Origin of the sequence: Halomarinibacterium sedimenti, from assembly GCF_019312585.1 — a bacterium.
In the GTDB taxonomy this organism is placed as follows: Bacteria; Bacteroidota; Bacteroidia; order Flavobacteriales; family Flavobacteriaceae; genus Halomarinibacterium; species Halomarinibacterium sedimenti.
Map to the genome: position 1 here is coordinate 123,356 of NZ_JAHWDP010000005.1, position 17,398 is coordinate 140,753.

13 protein-coding genes and 2 tRNA genes are annotated in these 17,398 nt (G+C 36.3%); 4 read left to right on the plus strand and 11 right to left on the minus strand.

Annotation, left to right across the window (positions count from 1 at the left end):
• Positions 1-6 precede the first annotated feature (6 nt).
• The 7 genes from KXJ69_RS11735 to porU form a co-directional block, all read right to left on the minus strand.
• Entirely contained in the window at positions 7-393 is a 387-nt protein-coding gene (locus tag KXJ69_RS11735; protein ID WP_219053309.1) for a VOC family protein, read from the minus strand.
• A 1-nt stretch (position 394) separates the two neighbouring features.
• The gene (locus tag KXJ69_RS11740) at positions 395-1,078 is read right to left on the minus strand and encodes an SDR family NAD(P)-dependent oxidoreductase (RefSeq protein ID WP_219053310.1); all 684 of its coding nucleotides are present in this window, start codon (positions 1,076-1,078) and stop codon (positions 395-397) included.
• Between the two features lie 74 nt (positions 1,079-1,152).
• Positions 1,153-2,748 carry a pyruvate dehydrogenase complex dihydrolipoamide acetyltransferase gene (locus KXJ69_RS11745; RefSeq protein WP_219053311.1) on the minus strand — a complete coding sequence of 532 codons (1,596 nt, stop codon included), beginning with the start codon at positions 2,746-2,748 and terminating at the stop codon, positions 1,153-1,155.
• A 3-nt stretch (positions 2,749-2,751) separates the two neighbouring features.
• The gene (gene pdhA, locus KXJ69_RS11750) at positions 2,752-3,750 is read right to left on the minus strand and encodes a pyruvate dehydrogenase (acetyl-transferring) E1 component subunit alpha (protein ID WP_219053312.1); all 999 of its coding nucleotides are present in this window, start codon (positions 3,748-3,750) and stop codon (positions 2,752-2,754) included.
• A 130-nt stretch (positions 3,751-3,880) separates the two neighbouring features.
• On the minus strand, positions 3,881-4,363 hold the full coding sequence (gene cdd / locus KXJ69_RS11755; RefSeq protein WP_219053313.1) for a cytidine deaminase: 483 nt from the start codon (positions 4,361-4,363) through the stop codon (positions 3,881-3,883).
• A gap of 6 nt (positions 4,364-4,369) precedes the next feature.
• Positions 4,370-5,539, minus strand: a complete 1,170-nt coding sequence (gene porV, locus KXJ69_RS11760; RefSeq protein ID WP_219053314.1) for a type IX secretion system outer membrane channel protein PorV — start codon at positions 5,537-5,539, stop codon at positions 4,370-4,372.
• 34 nt (positions 5,540-5,573) lie between these two features.
• Positions 5,574-9,425: a type IX secretion system sortase PorU gene (porU, locus tag KXJ69_RS11765; protein ID WP_255571332.1), complete on the minus strand. Its 3,852-nt coding sequence runs from the start codon at positions 9,423-9,425 to the stop codon at positions 5,574-5,576.
• A 210-nt stretch (positions 9,426-9,635) separates the two neighbouring features.
• Between porU and gldJ the strand changes: the two genes are divergently transcribed.
• The 4 genes from gldJ (at position 9,636) to KXJ69_RS11785 (ending at position 13,161) form a co-directional block, all read left to right on the plus strand.
• A complete protein-coding gene (gene gldJ, locus KXJ69_RS11770; protein WP_219053315.1) occupies positions 9,636-11,315 on the plus strand; it encodes a gliding motility lipoprotein GldJ in 1,680 nt (559 codons plus the stop codon).
• A gap of 89 nt (positions 11,316-11,404) precedes the next feature.
• Complete coding sequence (locus tag KXJ69_RS11775; RefSeq protein ID WP_219053316.1) at positions 11,405-12,679, plus strand: UDP-N-acetylmuramoyl-tripeptide--D-alanyl-D-alanine ligase; 1,275 nt, start codon at positions 11,405-11,407, stop codon at positions 12,677-12,679.
• Positions 12,680-12,849: 170 nt separating this feature from the next.
• On the plus strand, positions 12,850-13,014 hold the full coding sequence (locus KXJ69_RS11780) for a DUF1328 family protein (protein ID WP_219053317.1): 165 nt from the start codon (positions 12,850-12,852) through the stop codon (positions 13,012-13,014).
• Between the two features lie 6 nt (positions 13,015-13,020).
• Positions 13,021-13,161 carry a hypothetical protein gene (locus tag KXJ69_RS11785; protein WP_219053318.1) on the plus strand — a complete coding sequence of 47 codons (141 nt, stop codon included), beginning with the start codon at positions 13,021-13,023 and terminating at the stop codon, positions 13,159-13,161.
• A 210-nt stretch (positions 13,162-13,371) separates the two neighbouring features.
• Here KXJ69_RS11785 and KXJ69_RS11790 read toward each other — a convergent pair.
• From KXJ69_RS11790 to KXJ69_RS11805, 4 genes are all read right to left on the minus strand, one after another.
• A tRNA-Val gene (locus KXJ69_RS11790) sits at positions 13,372-13,446 on the minus strand.
• 84 nt (positions 13,447-13,530) lie between these two features.
• Positions 13,531-13,605, minus strand: a tRNA-Val gene (locus tag KXJ69_RS11795).
• Between the two features lie 64 nt (positions 13,606-13,669).
• Entirely contained in the window at positions 13,670-14,887 is a 1,218-nt protein-coding gene (locus tag KXJ69_RS11800) for a bifunctional folylpolyglutamate synthase/dihydrofolate synthase (protein WP_219053319.1), read from the minus strand.
• A gap of 11 nt (positions 14,888-14,898) precedes the next feature.
• Entirely contained in the window at positions 14,899-17,379 is a 2,481-nt protein-coding gene (locus KXJ69_RS11805) for a T9SS type A sorting domain-containing protein (RefSeq protein ID WP_219053320.1), read from the minus strand.
• Positions 17,380-17,398 lie beyond the last annotated feature (19 nt).

Here is a 17,398-nt window from a genome sequence, read left to right on the forward strand (position 1 = left end):
TATCTTTTATTGTGAATTGAAATTCCCGAAATGCCACAATACTCCTGAAGGATCGTGCATAAAAAACTCTCTCCCCCAACTTTCATTTCTAATTTCGGTAAAACGAACATTCTTAAATTTTGTAGGAAGCTGTTTTTGAATTACCCAAGAATAAAACGCATCCAACTCTTCAACCTCCAAAAACAACATAGAATTATTAATCCAATTCTTTACATAATACTTTTGAAGATAAAAACACAAGGTGTCATTAGCCTTCACCAGACACATTTTCGAATCAATTTCAATGATTTCGAATCCCAATTCTGAATAGAATTCTTTAGCTATGTTATACTCTTTTGCTCCTATAAAACTACGGAGTGATTTTAAAGAAAAGTCTTTAGGTGATTCATTCATATTATGGTGTTGAATTGGAAACTTGCAATACCTTTCCGTTGTAAAATTGATTACCTTTTAAGGCAAAATCCATAATATATTTTCCCATTTCTTTAGCGGTAAGCGGTGCTTTATAACCCGGAAACGCTTCTTCAAGCATTTCGGTCTGCACGGCACCTAATGCTAGTACATTAAAAGCTGGACCTGTTTCTTTGTATTCTTCGGCAAGGACTTCGGTTAAGGTAATTAAGGCCCCTTTACTACTACTATAAGCAGCCAAACCTGGAAATTTCGCACTTCCTTGCACACCTCCCATACTACTAATATTGACTACATGTCCGTCTTTTTTCATAAATGGAAGTACGGTTTGAGTCATAGCAGCTGCCCCAAACACATTAACATCATAGGCTTCCTGAAAATCTTCTCGTTTCAATTTTTCAAAAGGTTTATTTACTAAATACCCCGAATTATTAATAAGCACATCCACACGTTTCCAATCATTTTTCAGAAAATCTGAAACTTTTTTAAGGTCGTCATCATTGGTAATATCACAAGGCATACATTGACAATTGGAAATGTTCAATCCCGAAATGGGTACCTCGTTTCTCGAAAGCGCCAAAACATTATGACCAACATTGGTGAAAAGGGCTACTAATTCATAGCCTATACCACGGCTTGTTCCAGTAATAACGATATTTTTAATCATAGCTTAAATATACACAAATCCCGTTATTTTCAGAATTGAGAATAACGGGATTCTATTTATAAATTAGAACACTATTATACAAACATGGTAACAGGATTCTCAATATAATTTCGTAAAGTTTGTAGGAACTGCGCTCCTGTGGCACCGTCTACGGTTCTATGGTCACAGGCTAATGTGACCGTCATGGTATTTCCAATCGCTATTGCCCCATTTTTAACCACAGGTTTTTGAACAATAGCACCCACAGAAAGTATTGCAGAATTAGGCTGATTGATAATAGAGGTAAACTCTTTAATACCAAACATGCCTAAGTTGGAAACTGTAAAGGTACTTCCCTGCATTTCGTCTGGTGTGAGCTTTTTATTTCGCGCTTTCCCTGCCAATTCTTTTACAGCTGCGCCTATTTGAGAAAATGTCATTTGGTCAGTAAATTTAAGTACAGGCACCACCAATCCTTCATCTACCGCAACGGCTACTCCTACATGAATGTGTTTTGCAATTTTAGTTACGTCTCCTGCCCATTGACTGTTCACTCTTGGGTGTTTGCGTAATGCCATAGCACAGGCTTTTACAATCATATCGTTAAACGATATTTTTACCTCAGGATCGCTATTAATAGCAGTTCTAGATGCAATGGCATTATCCATATCAAGCTCAACGGTCAAGTAATAATGCGGAGCAGTGAATTTGGATTCTCCCAAACGTTTTGCAATGGTTTTACGCATTTGAGAATTAGTAACTTCCTCAAAACTTTCGGTCCCTACAGGAATATATGCCTGAGCACCACCAGCAGAAGGTTGATAATTTTCAATATCGCGTTTTACAATTCTTCCATTTTCCCCAGATCCTTTTACATGTGAAAGTTGGATTCCTTTCTCTTCGGCTAATTTCTTAGCCAATGGTGACACAAATATTCTTCCTCCTGGTGCATTGGTCGAAGTAGGTTGCGACTTTTCTGAAGGAACAGGTATTGATTCTGTTTTCGTTTCCTTTGGTGTTTCAACAGGTTTTGATATCGCTTCCTTTTTTGGAGAAGGAGCCGCAGATAAGGAAATTCCTGAAACATCGGTGCCTTTGGGTCCAATAATCGCTAACAGCGCATCTACTTTGGCAGATTCACCCTCTTTAATTCCTATTTTAAGGAGTGTACCGCTATAAAAAGATTCAAACTCCATAGTGGCTTTATCGGTCTCAATTTCGGCAAGAATATCGCCTTCTTCTACTTTATCGCCTTCTTTTTTTAACCAAGTTGCTACAGTACCTTCTTCCATAGTATCACTTAGTCGAGGCATAGTTATAATTTCAACGCCTTCAGGAACTTTGTCATTTGTTTCTTCTTGAGAAACTGTTTCACTTTTAGGAGCCTCTTTTTCTTCTTTTTTATCTGAAGCTTCAGAAGTTTTTCCATTAAGTAATCCTGAAATATCTTCCCCTTCCTGTCCTATAATGGCTAAAAGGGCATCTACTTTGGCAGTTTCACCTTCGTTTATTCCAATATGCAACAAGGTTCCTTCGTAAAAGGACTCGAATTCCATAGTTGCCTTATCGGTTTCGATTTCGGCTAAAATATCTCCTTCTTTCACCTTATCACCCACTTTTTTGAGCCAATTGGCCACGGTACCTTCTTCCATGGTATCACTCAAACGGGGCATGGTAATTACTTCTGCCATAGTTTATAATTTATGAGGTAAAAATGGGTAATCTTCTTGTTCGTAAACGGTATCATACATCACATTCTTTTCTGGATAAGGAGAGTCTTCAGCAAATTTTTCACATTCGGAAACCATTTCTTTTACTTTATTATCAATAGCTTCAATCTCTTTTTCAGTAGCCCATTTGTTTTCATAGATATTGTGTAACACATATGAAATGGGATCCTGTTCTTGCATTTTAGCCACTTCTTCTTTTGTACGATAATGTTGTGCATCACTCATAGAGTGCCCTCGATAACGATAGGTTCTAATTTCTAAAAAGGTGGGTCCTTCTCCTTTTCGCGCTCTAGTAATGGCTTCGTCCATTTCTTTGGCAACTACTTCAGGCTTCATTCCGTCGACAGGGCGACAAGGCATTTCATAGCCTAATCCTAACTTCCAAATTTCGGTATGGTTTGCCGTACGAGCTACCGAAGTACCCATAGCATAACCGTTATTTTCAACACAAAACACCACAGGAAGTTTCCAAAGCATGGCTAAGTTAAACGTTTCATGTAAAGAACCTTGACGCGTTGCTCCATCTCCCATAAAGGTTAAGGTTACGGCATCGTTTCCTTTGTATTTATCTGCAAATGCCAATCCAGCTCCTAAAGGAATTTGTCCTCCTACAATCCCGTGACCACCATAAAACCGATGTTCTTTAGAGAAAATATGCATAGAGCCACCTAACCCTTGCGAAGTTCCAGTCCCTTTTCCGTACAATTCTGCCATCACTCTTTTAGGGTCAACACCCATTCCAATAGGTTGTGGGTGATTACGATAGGCGGTAATCATTTTATCTTTAGTAAGATCCATTGCGTGCAAAGAACCTGCTAACACAGCCTCTTGTCCATTATACAAATGAAGGAATCCTCTAACTTTTTGATTGATATATACCTGTGCGAGTTTATCTTCAAACTTGCGCCAAAACAGCATATCCTCGTACCACTTAAGGTAGGTTTGTTTGGTAATTTTTTTCATTGAATTGAATTGCTAATACTTCTGAATAACAAATAGTCTAAAACAAAAATACATTATTTGAAACTTCTATAAAACCTGAATTTTATAAAAAAGAAACGAAATCGTTATCGGATGACTTTTTTCTGAAAAATTATAGGTACGAACTATCAAAAATTAAAGGTAATAACGATTTAACAGAAGTTGCTTTTACCACTTTTCCCTTCTCCCCCATAAAATAAACTTCAATAGGTGTTTTCTGATTCACTTCGTATTCGGCTAAAGATTGCCTACAAGCTCCGCAAGGAGGGATGGGAGTTTCGTTTACATTTTTTATAGAACCCGCCGTAATGGCTAATGCTTTAAAAGCCATTTTTGGAAACTTTGACCCTGCATAAAATGCCGCCACGCGCTCGGCGCAAAGTCCCGATGGAAATGCAGCATTTTCTTGATTATTTCCTTCAATAATTTCACCGTTGTCCAACAAAATAGCTGCACCCACATTAAAATGCGAATAAGGCGCATACGCTTTTTTACGAGCTTCATGCGCCTTATTGATTACTTTTTGAATTGCTACTGGAAGTTCTGAAACAGAATCATATACTTCCAGTGTCGTTTCAATTTTAATGTTTTTCACAAATTTCTAATATTCGTCGTACTCGTCTCCAAAGTTAAAGGTAAGTCCAAAACGAAGGGTACCTTCTAGCGGACTTCTCACTTTTGAAGTAGAGAATAAGTATGAAATATCGATGTTAATTGCGGTGTATTTAAATCCAGCTCCTAAAGAAAGGAACTTTCTAGAACCTTTATCATCACTTTCGTTAAAATATCCTGTACGGAAAGCAAACACATCTTGATACCAGTACTCTGCTCCAAGCGCCCAAGTAAACTCTTTTAACTCTTCGCTAAAGCCGTCTGGTGCATCACCAAATGATTTGAAAATACCTGATACAAAGCTAATACTTTCGTATTCTTGATCATCATCTGCATCAATATCTCCATCACCATCAAAATCTTGAGGTGTTGGAACTAATAATTTATTGAATTGTGTATTTACACCAACTTTGTTGTATTCGTCTAAAATAAAATCGAATCCAACTCCAGCGGCAAGATTGGTTGGCAAGTTATTCTCTTGTCCAGACTCATCATATTTTAATTTTGGACCAATATTGGAAATATTGAAACCTGCTCTCCAACGACCGTCAAAATCGTTATAGGCAATTTCTTCACTTTGATAATATCCAGATACATCTACAGCAAATGTGCTCGCAGCGTTTGCGATATCACCTCCTGCGGTTGGGATTTTCAGATTAGAACGAATATAACGCCCTGTAACTCCCATAGCCATTCTATCACTTAAACGAAGCGAATAAGAAACATCAAATAGCATTTCGTTAGGCTTTACAACTAAAGGAACTTGATCTGCAGTTTCTCTTAATTCGATCTCCCCAACATTAAAATATCTAAGACTTGCTCCCACAGCACTTCTTTCATTAATTCTATTATAATATGTAAGGTTTCCTAAAAAAATATCATTCACCAAATTACTTAAATAAGGTGTGTAGGTTACCCCAACCCCTTGCTTTGAAATTGCAAATGCATATTTAGCAGAATTCCATTGTTGAGAAAATGCATCTGCAGAACTTACCACTCCTATATCTCCCATACCAGCCGATCTTGGATCGCCCGCTATTAATACAAAAGGTACCGCAGTTGTTATAACACGCTGTCCTGCTGTTGGGTCATTCCCTCCTTGAGCGTGAAGATTTAAAACGGGTAAGCAAAATAAAATAAAAACAAAAATTTTCTTCATGAGGTCTAAATTTTAACAAATATAATTTTAATTTTTAAAGGATAACTAGTTTTTCAAATTTTTCGACTCTATTGCCAGTAAGTGTAGATTTTACTGTAAGCTTGTACACATAAACCCCTTTTCCAATACGATCTCCAAAATCATCTTTTCCATCCCAAATAATTTCACGAGATAAAAAGCCATCGGTATTTACAATTTGATTTTGTGTCCAAACCACTTTTCCAGTGACAGTAAATACTTGGACTTGAACTTCAAGGGGTTCAAAAGGTCTATTGTGGTTAAACCAAAATTCGGTATAGTTTACAAATGGATTTGGATAGTTTAATACTCTTTCTATTTTCAACTTGTCATCACCTGCTACTACAAATTGAATTTCGGCAGTAGACGAATTATTATACACATCCCAAGCTTTCACTGTGAGCGTATGCAATCCCTCTTCCAAGTCTCTAAATTTATAATTAGATTGTCCCTTTGAATAATCATCTACATCTGCTAGATAATATTCATTCATCACAAATGGATTTTCTTCATCGCCATCCAAAATAGCAATAAGGTCGTGCCCTATTCCACTTGCTGTATTAATACCATTTTCATCTTCCAATTTTGCGATAAGAATGGGTGAGTCGTTTGTAATTCCACCTGAAACAAAAGATTCGTCATTCATAAACAAGTTAATATAGGGTCCTTGAGTATCTGAAGGAGCATTTTCATTTAGTCCACCGACTAAAATATCCAAGTTAAATCCTGTTTGGTCTTCCTTAACTCCATTTCTATCTGAATACAAACTAACTTTTCCATTACCTACAGGTATTTGAATATCTCTTGGAACAACAAATTCAAATTCAAATTTTCCGTTTTCAACAGTAGCTTGACCATTAAAAAGTATTTCGCCCAAGGTTTTAAAATTCAAAATCAAAAGTTCGTTTGTGTCTTCATCTCTAATTCCATCGTTTCCTAACGTTTGTCGTTGCAAATCTTTATCAAAAACTTTTGCTTGTAGCACTCCATTGTAATTACTTATTAAATTACCTCCTGGGTCTAAAACTTCTCCAGCAAACTTCACTTTGCTCAGAGCTTTTAAAGTATCTACCGCTTGAGCAATGGGTTGATCATTAAGTGAAGTTATCCGGACTCTTTGTTTAGGAAAGGCTAAAGGCATCGCTGGATCTCCTAAATAAAAGATAACTCTTTTATTATTACTTGAAAGTTCATTTTTAGAAAGCCTAACGGCTTCTGCTGGTGAAACTGGGACTTCTAATCCGAATCCAAATAATTCTTGAGCTAAGACTACGTTAAAATCGACCCCTAAAGAAACAGAAATAGATCTTGTCGTTGTTATCATAGCCACAGAACCCCCTTCTCTATTCCATAAAACTAATTCCCCTGCAGTTATCCTTTGGGGGTTATCGAATTTTGTGAATTCACATGTAACGGTTACAAAACAAGTGTATCTATCCTTATTACGTAAATTTTGGGCTGTTTGCTGGGTAAAAATAAATTCCTTCGCTAATCCATCTTCACCACCATGCCCAAAATAATTAACAATCAGAGCCCCAACTTCAATACCATTTACAAAAGCTTCATTTACTTCGGGATACCTATTTCCTCCTGCAGAAGTTTCTTGTTGAAATGCATCGGTATGAATTTTACGCACATTAATATAGGGTTTCTCTGCTGTAATTTGATCCCCAATGGCATCTAGAGTTACTTCTAATGCTTCATATTCATATTGTTCGTCTACATCATCAGATACCAATACAAAATTATTCCTCCAATTGCCATACGAGTCTTTGGATGTATAGTTTATAATTTTATCGACTAAAGTATTAGCTAAGGCTACCTCATCGGCTAAAATCCTTCCCACCGCAATATCTAATCCATGCCCTCCACCTTGAAAATCATCCAAAATACCTTCATTAGGATCCATCATTCCGAAGAAATCATCAGACATAAAGGAGGAAAAAGTACTTAAACTTGATTTAGTATGAAATGTAGGAATCATATTATTATTTCCAGGCAATCGATCTTTCATGTCTACGGATGTATCTCCAAATAAACATAGATATTTTACTCGCTTTTCCTCTGAAGAAGCATTTTCGTAAACATATCGCACAAAGTTTCTGATTGCTGAAATATCTTGTATACCAGAACCAAACTCGTTATAAATTTTATCAGTGGTAACTACTTTTGTATTTAGACCCGTTGTGCTTTTATGATGATTTGCTAATCGAAGTGCAGGTTGAATTAACACAGGAGGTACAATAATCAAATAATCTACATCCTTAAAACTTCCAGAGGTTTCTTTAAAAATTGATCCTTTAATATTCTGATTAGCAATTTGTGAAACAGCTCCTTTGGTTGGAGTAAAATAATCGTTAGGATTGATTGCAACATATTCCCTTAATTCACCTAAGATTGATTTAAAAGTAAAGGTAGACGCATTTCCTTCATTTTGTTTTGAAGAAATAATTTGAGGATTAGTTACGTCCCAGACTTGTGAAAACTCATTAGCATTTGTAATTTGATATTCACCAACTCCAGAAAGATTAACAACTTCGTCATTTCTAAAAGTTAATTGCCCTCCGAGGCCTTTTAAATTTCTAATTGCATTTATGGTAATATAGTCCAAATAGCCAATGCTTGCTGGATTTCCAGAATTGTTATAAGATAAGTCAACAGTAACAGTTTCTCCAGATGCATTTACTGTAGTACTAAGCTGATTTAATGAAAGAAGTAAAGGGTCATTAATAGGGCCAAAAGCTAATGGATTTAAACTAGTACTATTTACAGAAACTGCCATGCTTGTGGGCACTTCCGAGGCTGCCGCTGCTCTTACTTTAATACTCATTTCGGACCCAGATACTATATTTGGAAAAGTAAATTCAAAGGTCTGTTCATTTTCAATATCGAAACGATTACCAAACCATTGTCTTCCTACTTTTGCAGGGCTAAAGTCATCTTCTTCAAAATACTGTAGGTCATTAAAAGTAGTTAAAGAGGTAGTAACAGAACCTGTAGGCTCTATCATATCTTGAACTCTCAATCCAGGTGTTTCACCTACAGTAACGAAATAATATGTTTCATCACTGTAGGGGTTTAGGTTGGTGTCATTTTCTTCATCATAGCCAAAATTACCAATACCATAGAATAAAATATAATCCCCTCCATCAAAACTACCATCTTCTTCTCCTATTACTTGTATGGCATTTTCTGGTAAATCGAAAATGGTATTTTGGTCGTTTTGAAGTGGAAGTGGCTTGCCCCCATGTCCGTATATTTTTAAATTTTGAGGATTTATCTCGTCTGTATTCATTCCAAGGCTATTCAGGAAATTTTTATCCACCTTATATACTCCAGTTTTATCAATTTTAAAACGATACCAGTTGCCTGTCGCCAAAACAGAATTGGTTATAACCATTCTGGCATTAGACTGTGGAGCTCTTCCATAACTATAATTTACTGTAAATGAAAGTATTTTTCGAAATTGCCCATTTATGTTAACAATTGGTGAAATTGCAATATTGGTATAAATAAGTTCTCTAGCTTTTGAGCTCTCCAACGTATACTGCAAACTTGTGGGTATTTTATCCTTATTTATTTTACTTAATTCGTCTGAAGAGGGATTGCTCCATTTTATATTTGAGATTATCGCAGAAGCACTATTTGCAAATCCTTTATCTAGCCACTTTTTCTGAAAAAGAATAGTATTACCATCTAGTTCAAGATTAATTGAAGACAGTAATCGATCTCTCTTGATGGCATCGGTCTCTTTAATGATATTCGCTTTACTTGGCGGATTCCAATAAATAACTACATCTTTGGATTGCCCAAAAAAAGAATATGAAACCAATAATAAGATTAGGAGAAGAACAGTTCTTTTCATCATAGCAATAACGAGGCAAAGATACACTTAGTATGTACTTTTTACATTTGTTTTTATTAAAAATGAACGGAAAAATAATATTTTAAGTAACAATGCGTTATTCCATTGGTCGATACGGAGCTTATGGCTTTGCATTGTAAAAAAATAAAATATTATTGTGCTTTAACCGTTAATTAGTATATTGCGAACCCAATTTTTTCATTTTTTGAAACTATGAACGTTAAGAAAAACCTATTACTAAAGCTATTTGTTGTTATAGCTTCTACGTCTTTGTTAGTAAGCTGTAGCAAATCTAGAGACTACAAAAACAGTTCCCGTGCAACAGGTTGGAAAATGAACGCTAAAGAAGGCGGTTTCCAGTATAACCCTAAAGCAAAAGAGCAAGAAACAGGTCCAGGACTTGTTTTTGTTGAAGGTGGAACATTCACAATGGGAAGAGTTCAGGACGATCCTATGCACGATTGGAATAATAGCCCCAATCAGCAGCACGTTCAATCTTTCTATATGGATGAAACTGAGGTTACAAATTTAATGTACCTAGAGTATCTAGACTGGATCAAGAATGTTTTCCCACCATCTGACGAAAATTATCGCAATATATATAATGGGGCTGTTCCAGATACTTTAGTTTGGAGAAACCGTTTAGGTTATAACGAAGTTATGACCAATAACTATCTTCGTCACCCTGCCTATGCAAATTACCCTGTTGTAGGAGTTAGCTGGGTACAGGCTGTAGAGTTTAGCAAATGGAGAACAGACCGTGTTAATGAACTTATTCTTGAAGAAGAAGGAATTACTAGCCGTAATGCAAGATATGAAATTGAACCTGGCGAATCATTCAGCACAGAAACCTACCTAAACGCTCCAACGCAAGCTTATGGAGGAAATGACTCTATTACAAGAGGAGGTAAGCGCTCTCAATCACTGGCCAAAAGAAGTAAAGACAGTACTAACTTATATGTACAACGTAAAGATGGTCTTTTATTACCAGGATATAGATTACCTACTGAAGCCGAATGGGAATATGCCGCACTTGGTCTTGTTGGATTAAGAAATTATAACGTTTACCGAGGAAAAAAGAAATACCCTTGGGATGGTCAATATACTCGTTCAAGTAAAAGAAGAACTCGTGGTGACCAATTGGCTAACTTCAAGCAAGGAGATGGAGATTATGGTGGAATTGCAGGATGGAGTGATGACGGAGCAGATATTACTGCCGAAGTAAAATCATACGAGCCTAATGACTTCGGTCTTTATGATATGGCCGGAAATGTGGCAGAATGGGTTGCTGACGTGTACCGCCCTATAGTTGATGATGAGTTTAATGATTTTAATTACTACCGTGGTAATGTCTATACTAAAAACGCTATTGATAAAGATGGTAAAGTAAAAATTGTTACTGCAGACTCTATTCAATATGATACATTAAGTAATGGTAAAATTGTAGCAAGAGCACTTCCTGGAGAAATTGCTCAAGTTCCAGTTGACGAAAACGAAACCTATTTAAGAACAAACTTCTCTGATAGTGACAACCGCGACTATCGTGATGGTGATCGAAAGTCAACAAGATACTATCAGGCTTTTGGTGCTGAGGAAGATGGAAATATTGATGATGCAAAACGCATGTACAATTCTCCAAAACATCAAGTATATGCAGATAGTATTGGCGAATTAGAAAGAGAATATGATAGATCTTCAAAAAGAACATCATTAATTAATAACGAGGTTCGTGTTTACAAAGGTGGATCTTGGAGAGATCGTGATTACTGGTTAGATCCTGCACAAAGACGTTATTTCCCACAGGATATGGCAACAGATTACATAGGATTTAGATGTGCTATGTCTCGTGTTGGTTCTAAATCCCAAAAAGGAAAACGCCCAAGACATAAATAACCAAGTATATAATAAAATTGAAACCCTCCCATCGCAGATTAGGAGGGTTTTTTATTATCTTTATTTTTGAAAAATAAAAGGTTTCAATATTGGATATTGCATCGCTTCACCAACTATTTTTAAAAGGGAATACCGTTTGTACAGACACACGAGAACTAACACCTAATTGTATTTTTTTTGCATTAAAAGGAGAAAACTTCAACGGCAATACCTTTGCCAAAGATGCACTCCAAAAAGGAGCACTAATTGCTGTAATTGATGAAGAAAAATATCAACAAAAATCTACTTGGCTCTGTAAAGATGTATTGCAAGCACTTCAGGAATTAGCAAATTACCATCGTAATTATTTGAAACTACCTATTATTTCACTTACAGGTAGTAATGGAAAAACAACCACAAAGGAATTAATTCACGCAGTTCTTTCAGAAAAATATAATTGTGGTGCTACAAAGGGAAATCTCAACAACCACATTGGAGTCCCACTCACACTACTTTCAATGAATTCTGAAACTGAAATTGGAATCGTAGAAATGGGTGCTAATCACTTAGGTGAAATTGAATCACTTTCAAAAATAGCTGCTCCAGACTATGGCTACATTACTAATTTCGGCAAAGCACATCTCGAAGGTTTTGGGAGTTTGGAAGGTGTTATAAAGGGCAAAACCGAATTATATCGCTATCTAGAAAAAACCAACAAACAAGTCTTTATTAACGGCGATGACAAAAAACAGTTAGAGTTATCCGAAAAAATAGACCGCATTGTTTTTAACGGTGGTGATTCCTCCTACCAAATAAAATTATTAGAGGCTTCACAAAAGCTGAAAGTGAGCTTTCAGGGAATGGAAATTCAAACCCAATTAATCGGCGCCTATAATTTTTCAAATATAGCCGCAGCCATTGCCATTGGACATTATTTTGACGTCCCAAAAGAAAGTATCAAAAAAGCGCTGGAGGCCTATACTCCCCAAATGAATCGATCTCAAGTTATTGATAAAAACGGACATCAAGTCATTTTGGACGCCTATAATGCCAATCCCACCAGCATGATGGCTGCTATAAATAACTTTAAAAATTCTGAAGGAATAAACAAAGTGCTCATCTTAGGAGATATGTTCGAATTAGGTGCGGAAGCACCAAAAGAGCATCAGCACATTGTTACTTATCTAGAAAATAACATCATTGGAAAAGTGTTTCTTGTAGGTAAAAACTTTTATGAAACAACCGTTACTTCTACCCAAATTCAAAAATTTGAATCTTTTGAAGATTTCAAAAAATATCTCGCGCATTTTCCTTTAAAAAACAGTTTTATTCTAATAAAAGGATCTCGTGGAATGGCTCTAGAAAGAGTCGTTGATGTATTATAATTGCATCAACTAAAGATTAAATATTTTAACTTTTTTTCAGTATTTTAACATAATTTATACGTAATAATATGCATCAGTAGTTAAATATAGTTAATATCCTTATTTTTTTAAAGTGCATCATGTATGTTGATAAGAGAAAATTAAGTACTAACTATTAAAACTACACTACTATGTTACGTTGGACCATCACATTTATTATCATTGCTATTATTGCAGGTATCTTCGGATTTGGAGGTATCGCAGCAGGAGCCGCAGGAATTGCTAAAATTCTCTTTTACATATTTCTTGTATTATTTATATTATCATTATTAAGAGGAATATTAACCACAAAATAAACTATTATGAAAAAGCTCATTTTTGCATTCTTACTATTAACATTTACCGCAACAGCTTTTACAAGCTGTAGAGAAAAAACCACAGGTGAGAAAATTGAAGACGCTGTGGATGATGTGGGAGATGAAATAGAAGATGCAGTTGATTAATAAATTAACACTTAAAGAAAAAGCCGCTTTAAAGCGGCTTTTTTTGTGGGTCATACTGGATTACTTTGTGATCCAGAGAAAACTCGCTCCTGTAAATACAATCCCTGCAGCTGCGCGGCAGTATGTTTTTTATTTTATGGAAGTTGTATATAAACATTCCTTCCTAAAATAAAAAATCCCAATGCTAACGCTTTGGGATTGTACTTAATGTGGGTCATACTGGATTCGAACCAGTGACTTCCACGTTGTCGACGTGACACTCTGAACCAACTGAGTTAATGACCCAATTTTTGAACTTCCAAAGTACAAAAAAACAAAACCCAAAATCAAGTTCCATAAAAAAAGGTTTCCAAATATGGAAACCTTTTGTGGGCGCTGAGGGATTCGAACCCCCGACCCCCTCGGTGTAAACGAGGTGCTCTGAACCAACTGAGCTAAGCGCCCTAACAGTTGCGGGTGCAAATATAAGTTAGTTTTTATTTCTCACAAACAATTATTTCAAAAAAAACTATAAAACTTCTGCCACAACAAACGTACTTCCACCCACATACACAACGTCCTCTTTTTCAGCATTTTTTAGAGCACTTTGATAGGCACTCTTAACACTTAAAAATGGCTCTCCAATTAAATTGAAAGCGTTTGCTTCTCTTTGAAGCTGAACTACAGACATTGCTCTAGGGATTTTAGGTTCACAAAAATAATAAGTCGCATTTTTTGGAAACAAGGGCAATACTTTGCTTAAATCCTTATCGCTTACGACACCTAAAACAATGTGTAAATTATTATAATTTTCAGAAGCTAATTGCTTCATCGTAAGCATTAATCCTTCTTTATTATGCGCCGTATCACAAATAACTTTTGGAGATTCTTGAAGGATTTGCCATCTCCCCAGTAATCCTGTATTCTCAACAACATGTTTTAACCCTTTTTTTAAATCCCTTTCTGAAAATTTCCATCCTTTTTGCTTCAACATTTTCAAAGCTGTTAAAACCGTTTTCTGATTCATTTTTTGATAGCTCCCTATTAAGTCTGAAGGATAGAAATCAAAACTTTCATTTTCAGCAAACACTATTTCAGCAGTATTCTTTAAAGCAATTTCTTCAAACACTGGCTTTGTTTCAGGTAGCGTTTCCCCAACAACAACTGGGATATTTGGTTTAATAATTCCCGCTTTTTCAGCGGCAATTTTTGCTAAAGTGTCACCCAAAAATTGTGTATGATCCCATCCTATATTGGTAATCACCGAAACTTCTGGGGTAATAATATTGGTACTATCCAGCCTACCTCCCATACCTACCTCAACGACAGCAATATCCACCTTTTCTTTTCTGAAAAATTCAAAAGCCAATCCAACCGTCATTTCAAAAAAAGATAATTGATGTTCTTCAAAAAATCGCTTATGTTTCTTAATAAAAGATGTAACCTTTTGTTTGGGAATCTCCTTCCCATCTATCTTAATTCGCTCTCTAAAATCTTTTAAATGAGGTGAGGTGTACAATCCAACTTTATAACCTGCCTCTTGCAACACCGAAGCCAGCATATGACTCGTAGATCCTTTGCCGTTCGTTCCTGCCACATGAATGCTTTTAAAGGCCTTTTCGGGATGCTTTAGGTAGTCTGAAAGAAGTAATGTGTTATCTAAATTAGCTTTATATGCAGCTTGCCCTACCCGTTGATACATGGGTAGTTGTGCAAAAAGCCAATCCAGTGTTTCTTGATAGTTCATAACGAACTACGTTATTTTACTATGAGTTTTTTGGTTACCTTTCTATTTTCTGAAGAAATAGTAACAAAGTACAGCCCAGCAGGTAAATTGGACAAAGTAAGTGTTTTTTCTGTTCCTGAAATTGTTTCAGAAAGCACTTTTCTACCTAACTGGTTATAAATAGTCACTACTCCATCTATACTGAATTTTGATTGAATCGTTACATGTTCTAAAGCTGGGTTAGGGAATAACGATACATTATTTGCTGAAAAATCTTCAATTCCAGCCTCTCCTACAAAAGATTTATAAATAGATCGACCATAAGTGCCAGCATATAAATAAGAACCAAATTTTTGGTTTCCATTTTCAAAGCTAATATCTGTAACTGGAACAGAAGGCAAATCATCACCCCACTGAAACCAATCATTTCCTGGAAATGAAGAAAAATAAACCCCAATATCTGTTGCTAGGTATAATCCTGTTACAAAAGAACCGCCAAATTCAAGATCATTTACAGGTATATCCGGTAAGTTTGTAGTTATATCTTGCCAAGTATTACCACGATCATTACTGTAGAAAACATGACCTAAATCTTCTCCATATCGATATCCAGAAAAGGATACAAAAACTTCGTCAACATTACCAAAATCTGGCATGGATTCTACTTTTGTTACCCATCTATCTGGCAAACTTGAAGAAAGATTTATCCAATTAGTTCCACCATCATCCGTACGCCAAACATTTCCATCATCTGTTCCTACATAAATTAAATTTGAGTCTTGCGAGGATACATCAATTGAAATGATTGTCCCAAAATTAAGGTTACCCCCTCCAGCACCATTAGTTAAATCTGGGCTAATGGCGGTCCAGTTTCCAGCACCATTGGTAGTTTTATAAACACGCTGTGTTCCAGTATATAAAATTTGTGAATCTTGAGGGTCGAAAATAATTGGCGTATCCCAGTTTTTTCTATCTCCCCCAGAAATACCATTGGTCGCTCCAAAAAATGAAGCTCCTCCGTTAATAGATTTTCCTATATTTCCATATTGCGAAAGTGCATAAATTATATTGCTGTCATTTGGATCCACCAAGGGTTGAAAACCATCACCTCCGTAAATAATTTCCCAATCATTGGAACTTCCAGTTAAGGTACGCATCGTACTATTATCTTGAGCACCTCCATAAATTCTATCATCATTTTCAGGATAAATTCTATAGAATTGAGTAATGGGCAAAGTTTCATCTTTTACCCAAGAGTCCCCATCATTGGCGCTTTTATAAAAGCCTCCATCATTTCCTAATAATACCTCTCCAGGAACACTTGTATTAAATGCTAAAGCATGTTGATCTACGTGTACATTGTCAAATGTATCACTCCAAGTGGCTCCTCCATCTAACGACTTTTGAACCACAAAATCTACATTATAGATAATGTTTTCATCTATTGGGTCAACCACAATACCACGAAACCACCAGTGAAATCCCACATTATTTAAGGGTGCAGCATTCATAGTTGTCCAACTATCTCCTCCATCTGCTGTTCTATACACTCCTTGAATGCTACCAATCGCATCGGTATATCTTGCATATAAAACACTAGGATTGGATTGTGAAATAGCAATACTTATTCTCCCTTTATCTGAAGGGCCCGAAGGAAGTCCGTTAGTTAATTCAGTCCAGTTTTCACCTCCGTCTGTACTTCTATAAATTCGAGAAGTTTCTCCACCATATTGACGGTATTGAGGACGACGGATACGTTCCCAACTAGCGGCATACACAATATCACCATTACTTGGGTGAATTACCATATCAATGATTCCTGTGGAATCACTTACAAAAAGTTTTTGCTCCCAAGTATCTCCCCCATCGGTAGAGCGGTACACACCACGGTTGGTATCATTTCTAAACAAGGGTCCCATGCCTCCTACAAAAATGGTGTTGTCGTCATTGGGATCCAATGCAATTTTACTAATACTTCCAATATCTGGCAATCCTTTTACTTCCCAAGTAGTACCTCCATCTTCACTTTTATATATTCCATCACCATCATAAGCGAGTGAACCTCCCCCAGCGTTTACTTCCCCTGTTCCTACCCAAATTAAATCGGCATTATTTTTTGAGATTTCAATATCACCAATCGATAACATCTCTTGATCATCAAATATGGGGTTCCAAGTAGCACCTGCATCGGTAGTTTTAAAAATTCCCCCTGAGGCAGCACCTACATAATAAGTTTGTGGTTGATCGATTGGAATCTCAATATCGGTTACTCGCCCACCAATATTAGTGGGTCCTACAAACTCCCAAATCCCACCTGCATTTCGGGTTTGTTGTTTTTTCCACTGAATCGCTTCTTTGTATGCTTCAGTTTTAATTTGCCCAGTAGGATAAGCCCGCTGCATAAACATAAAGTCATGCGGGTATTTTTCTTCTAATTGTTTTGAATTTTTTTCAGTTGAAGAGTCGCAAGAAATTAAAGCTACAACCGCTATTAACGAAAGGAACCGTATCATAGAAATAAATTTTCCTTAA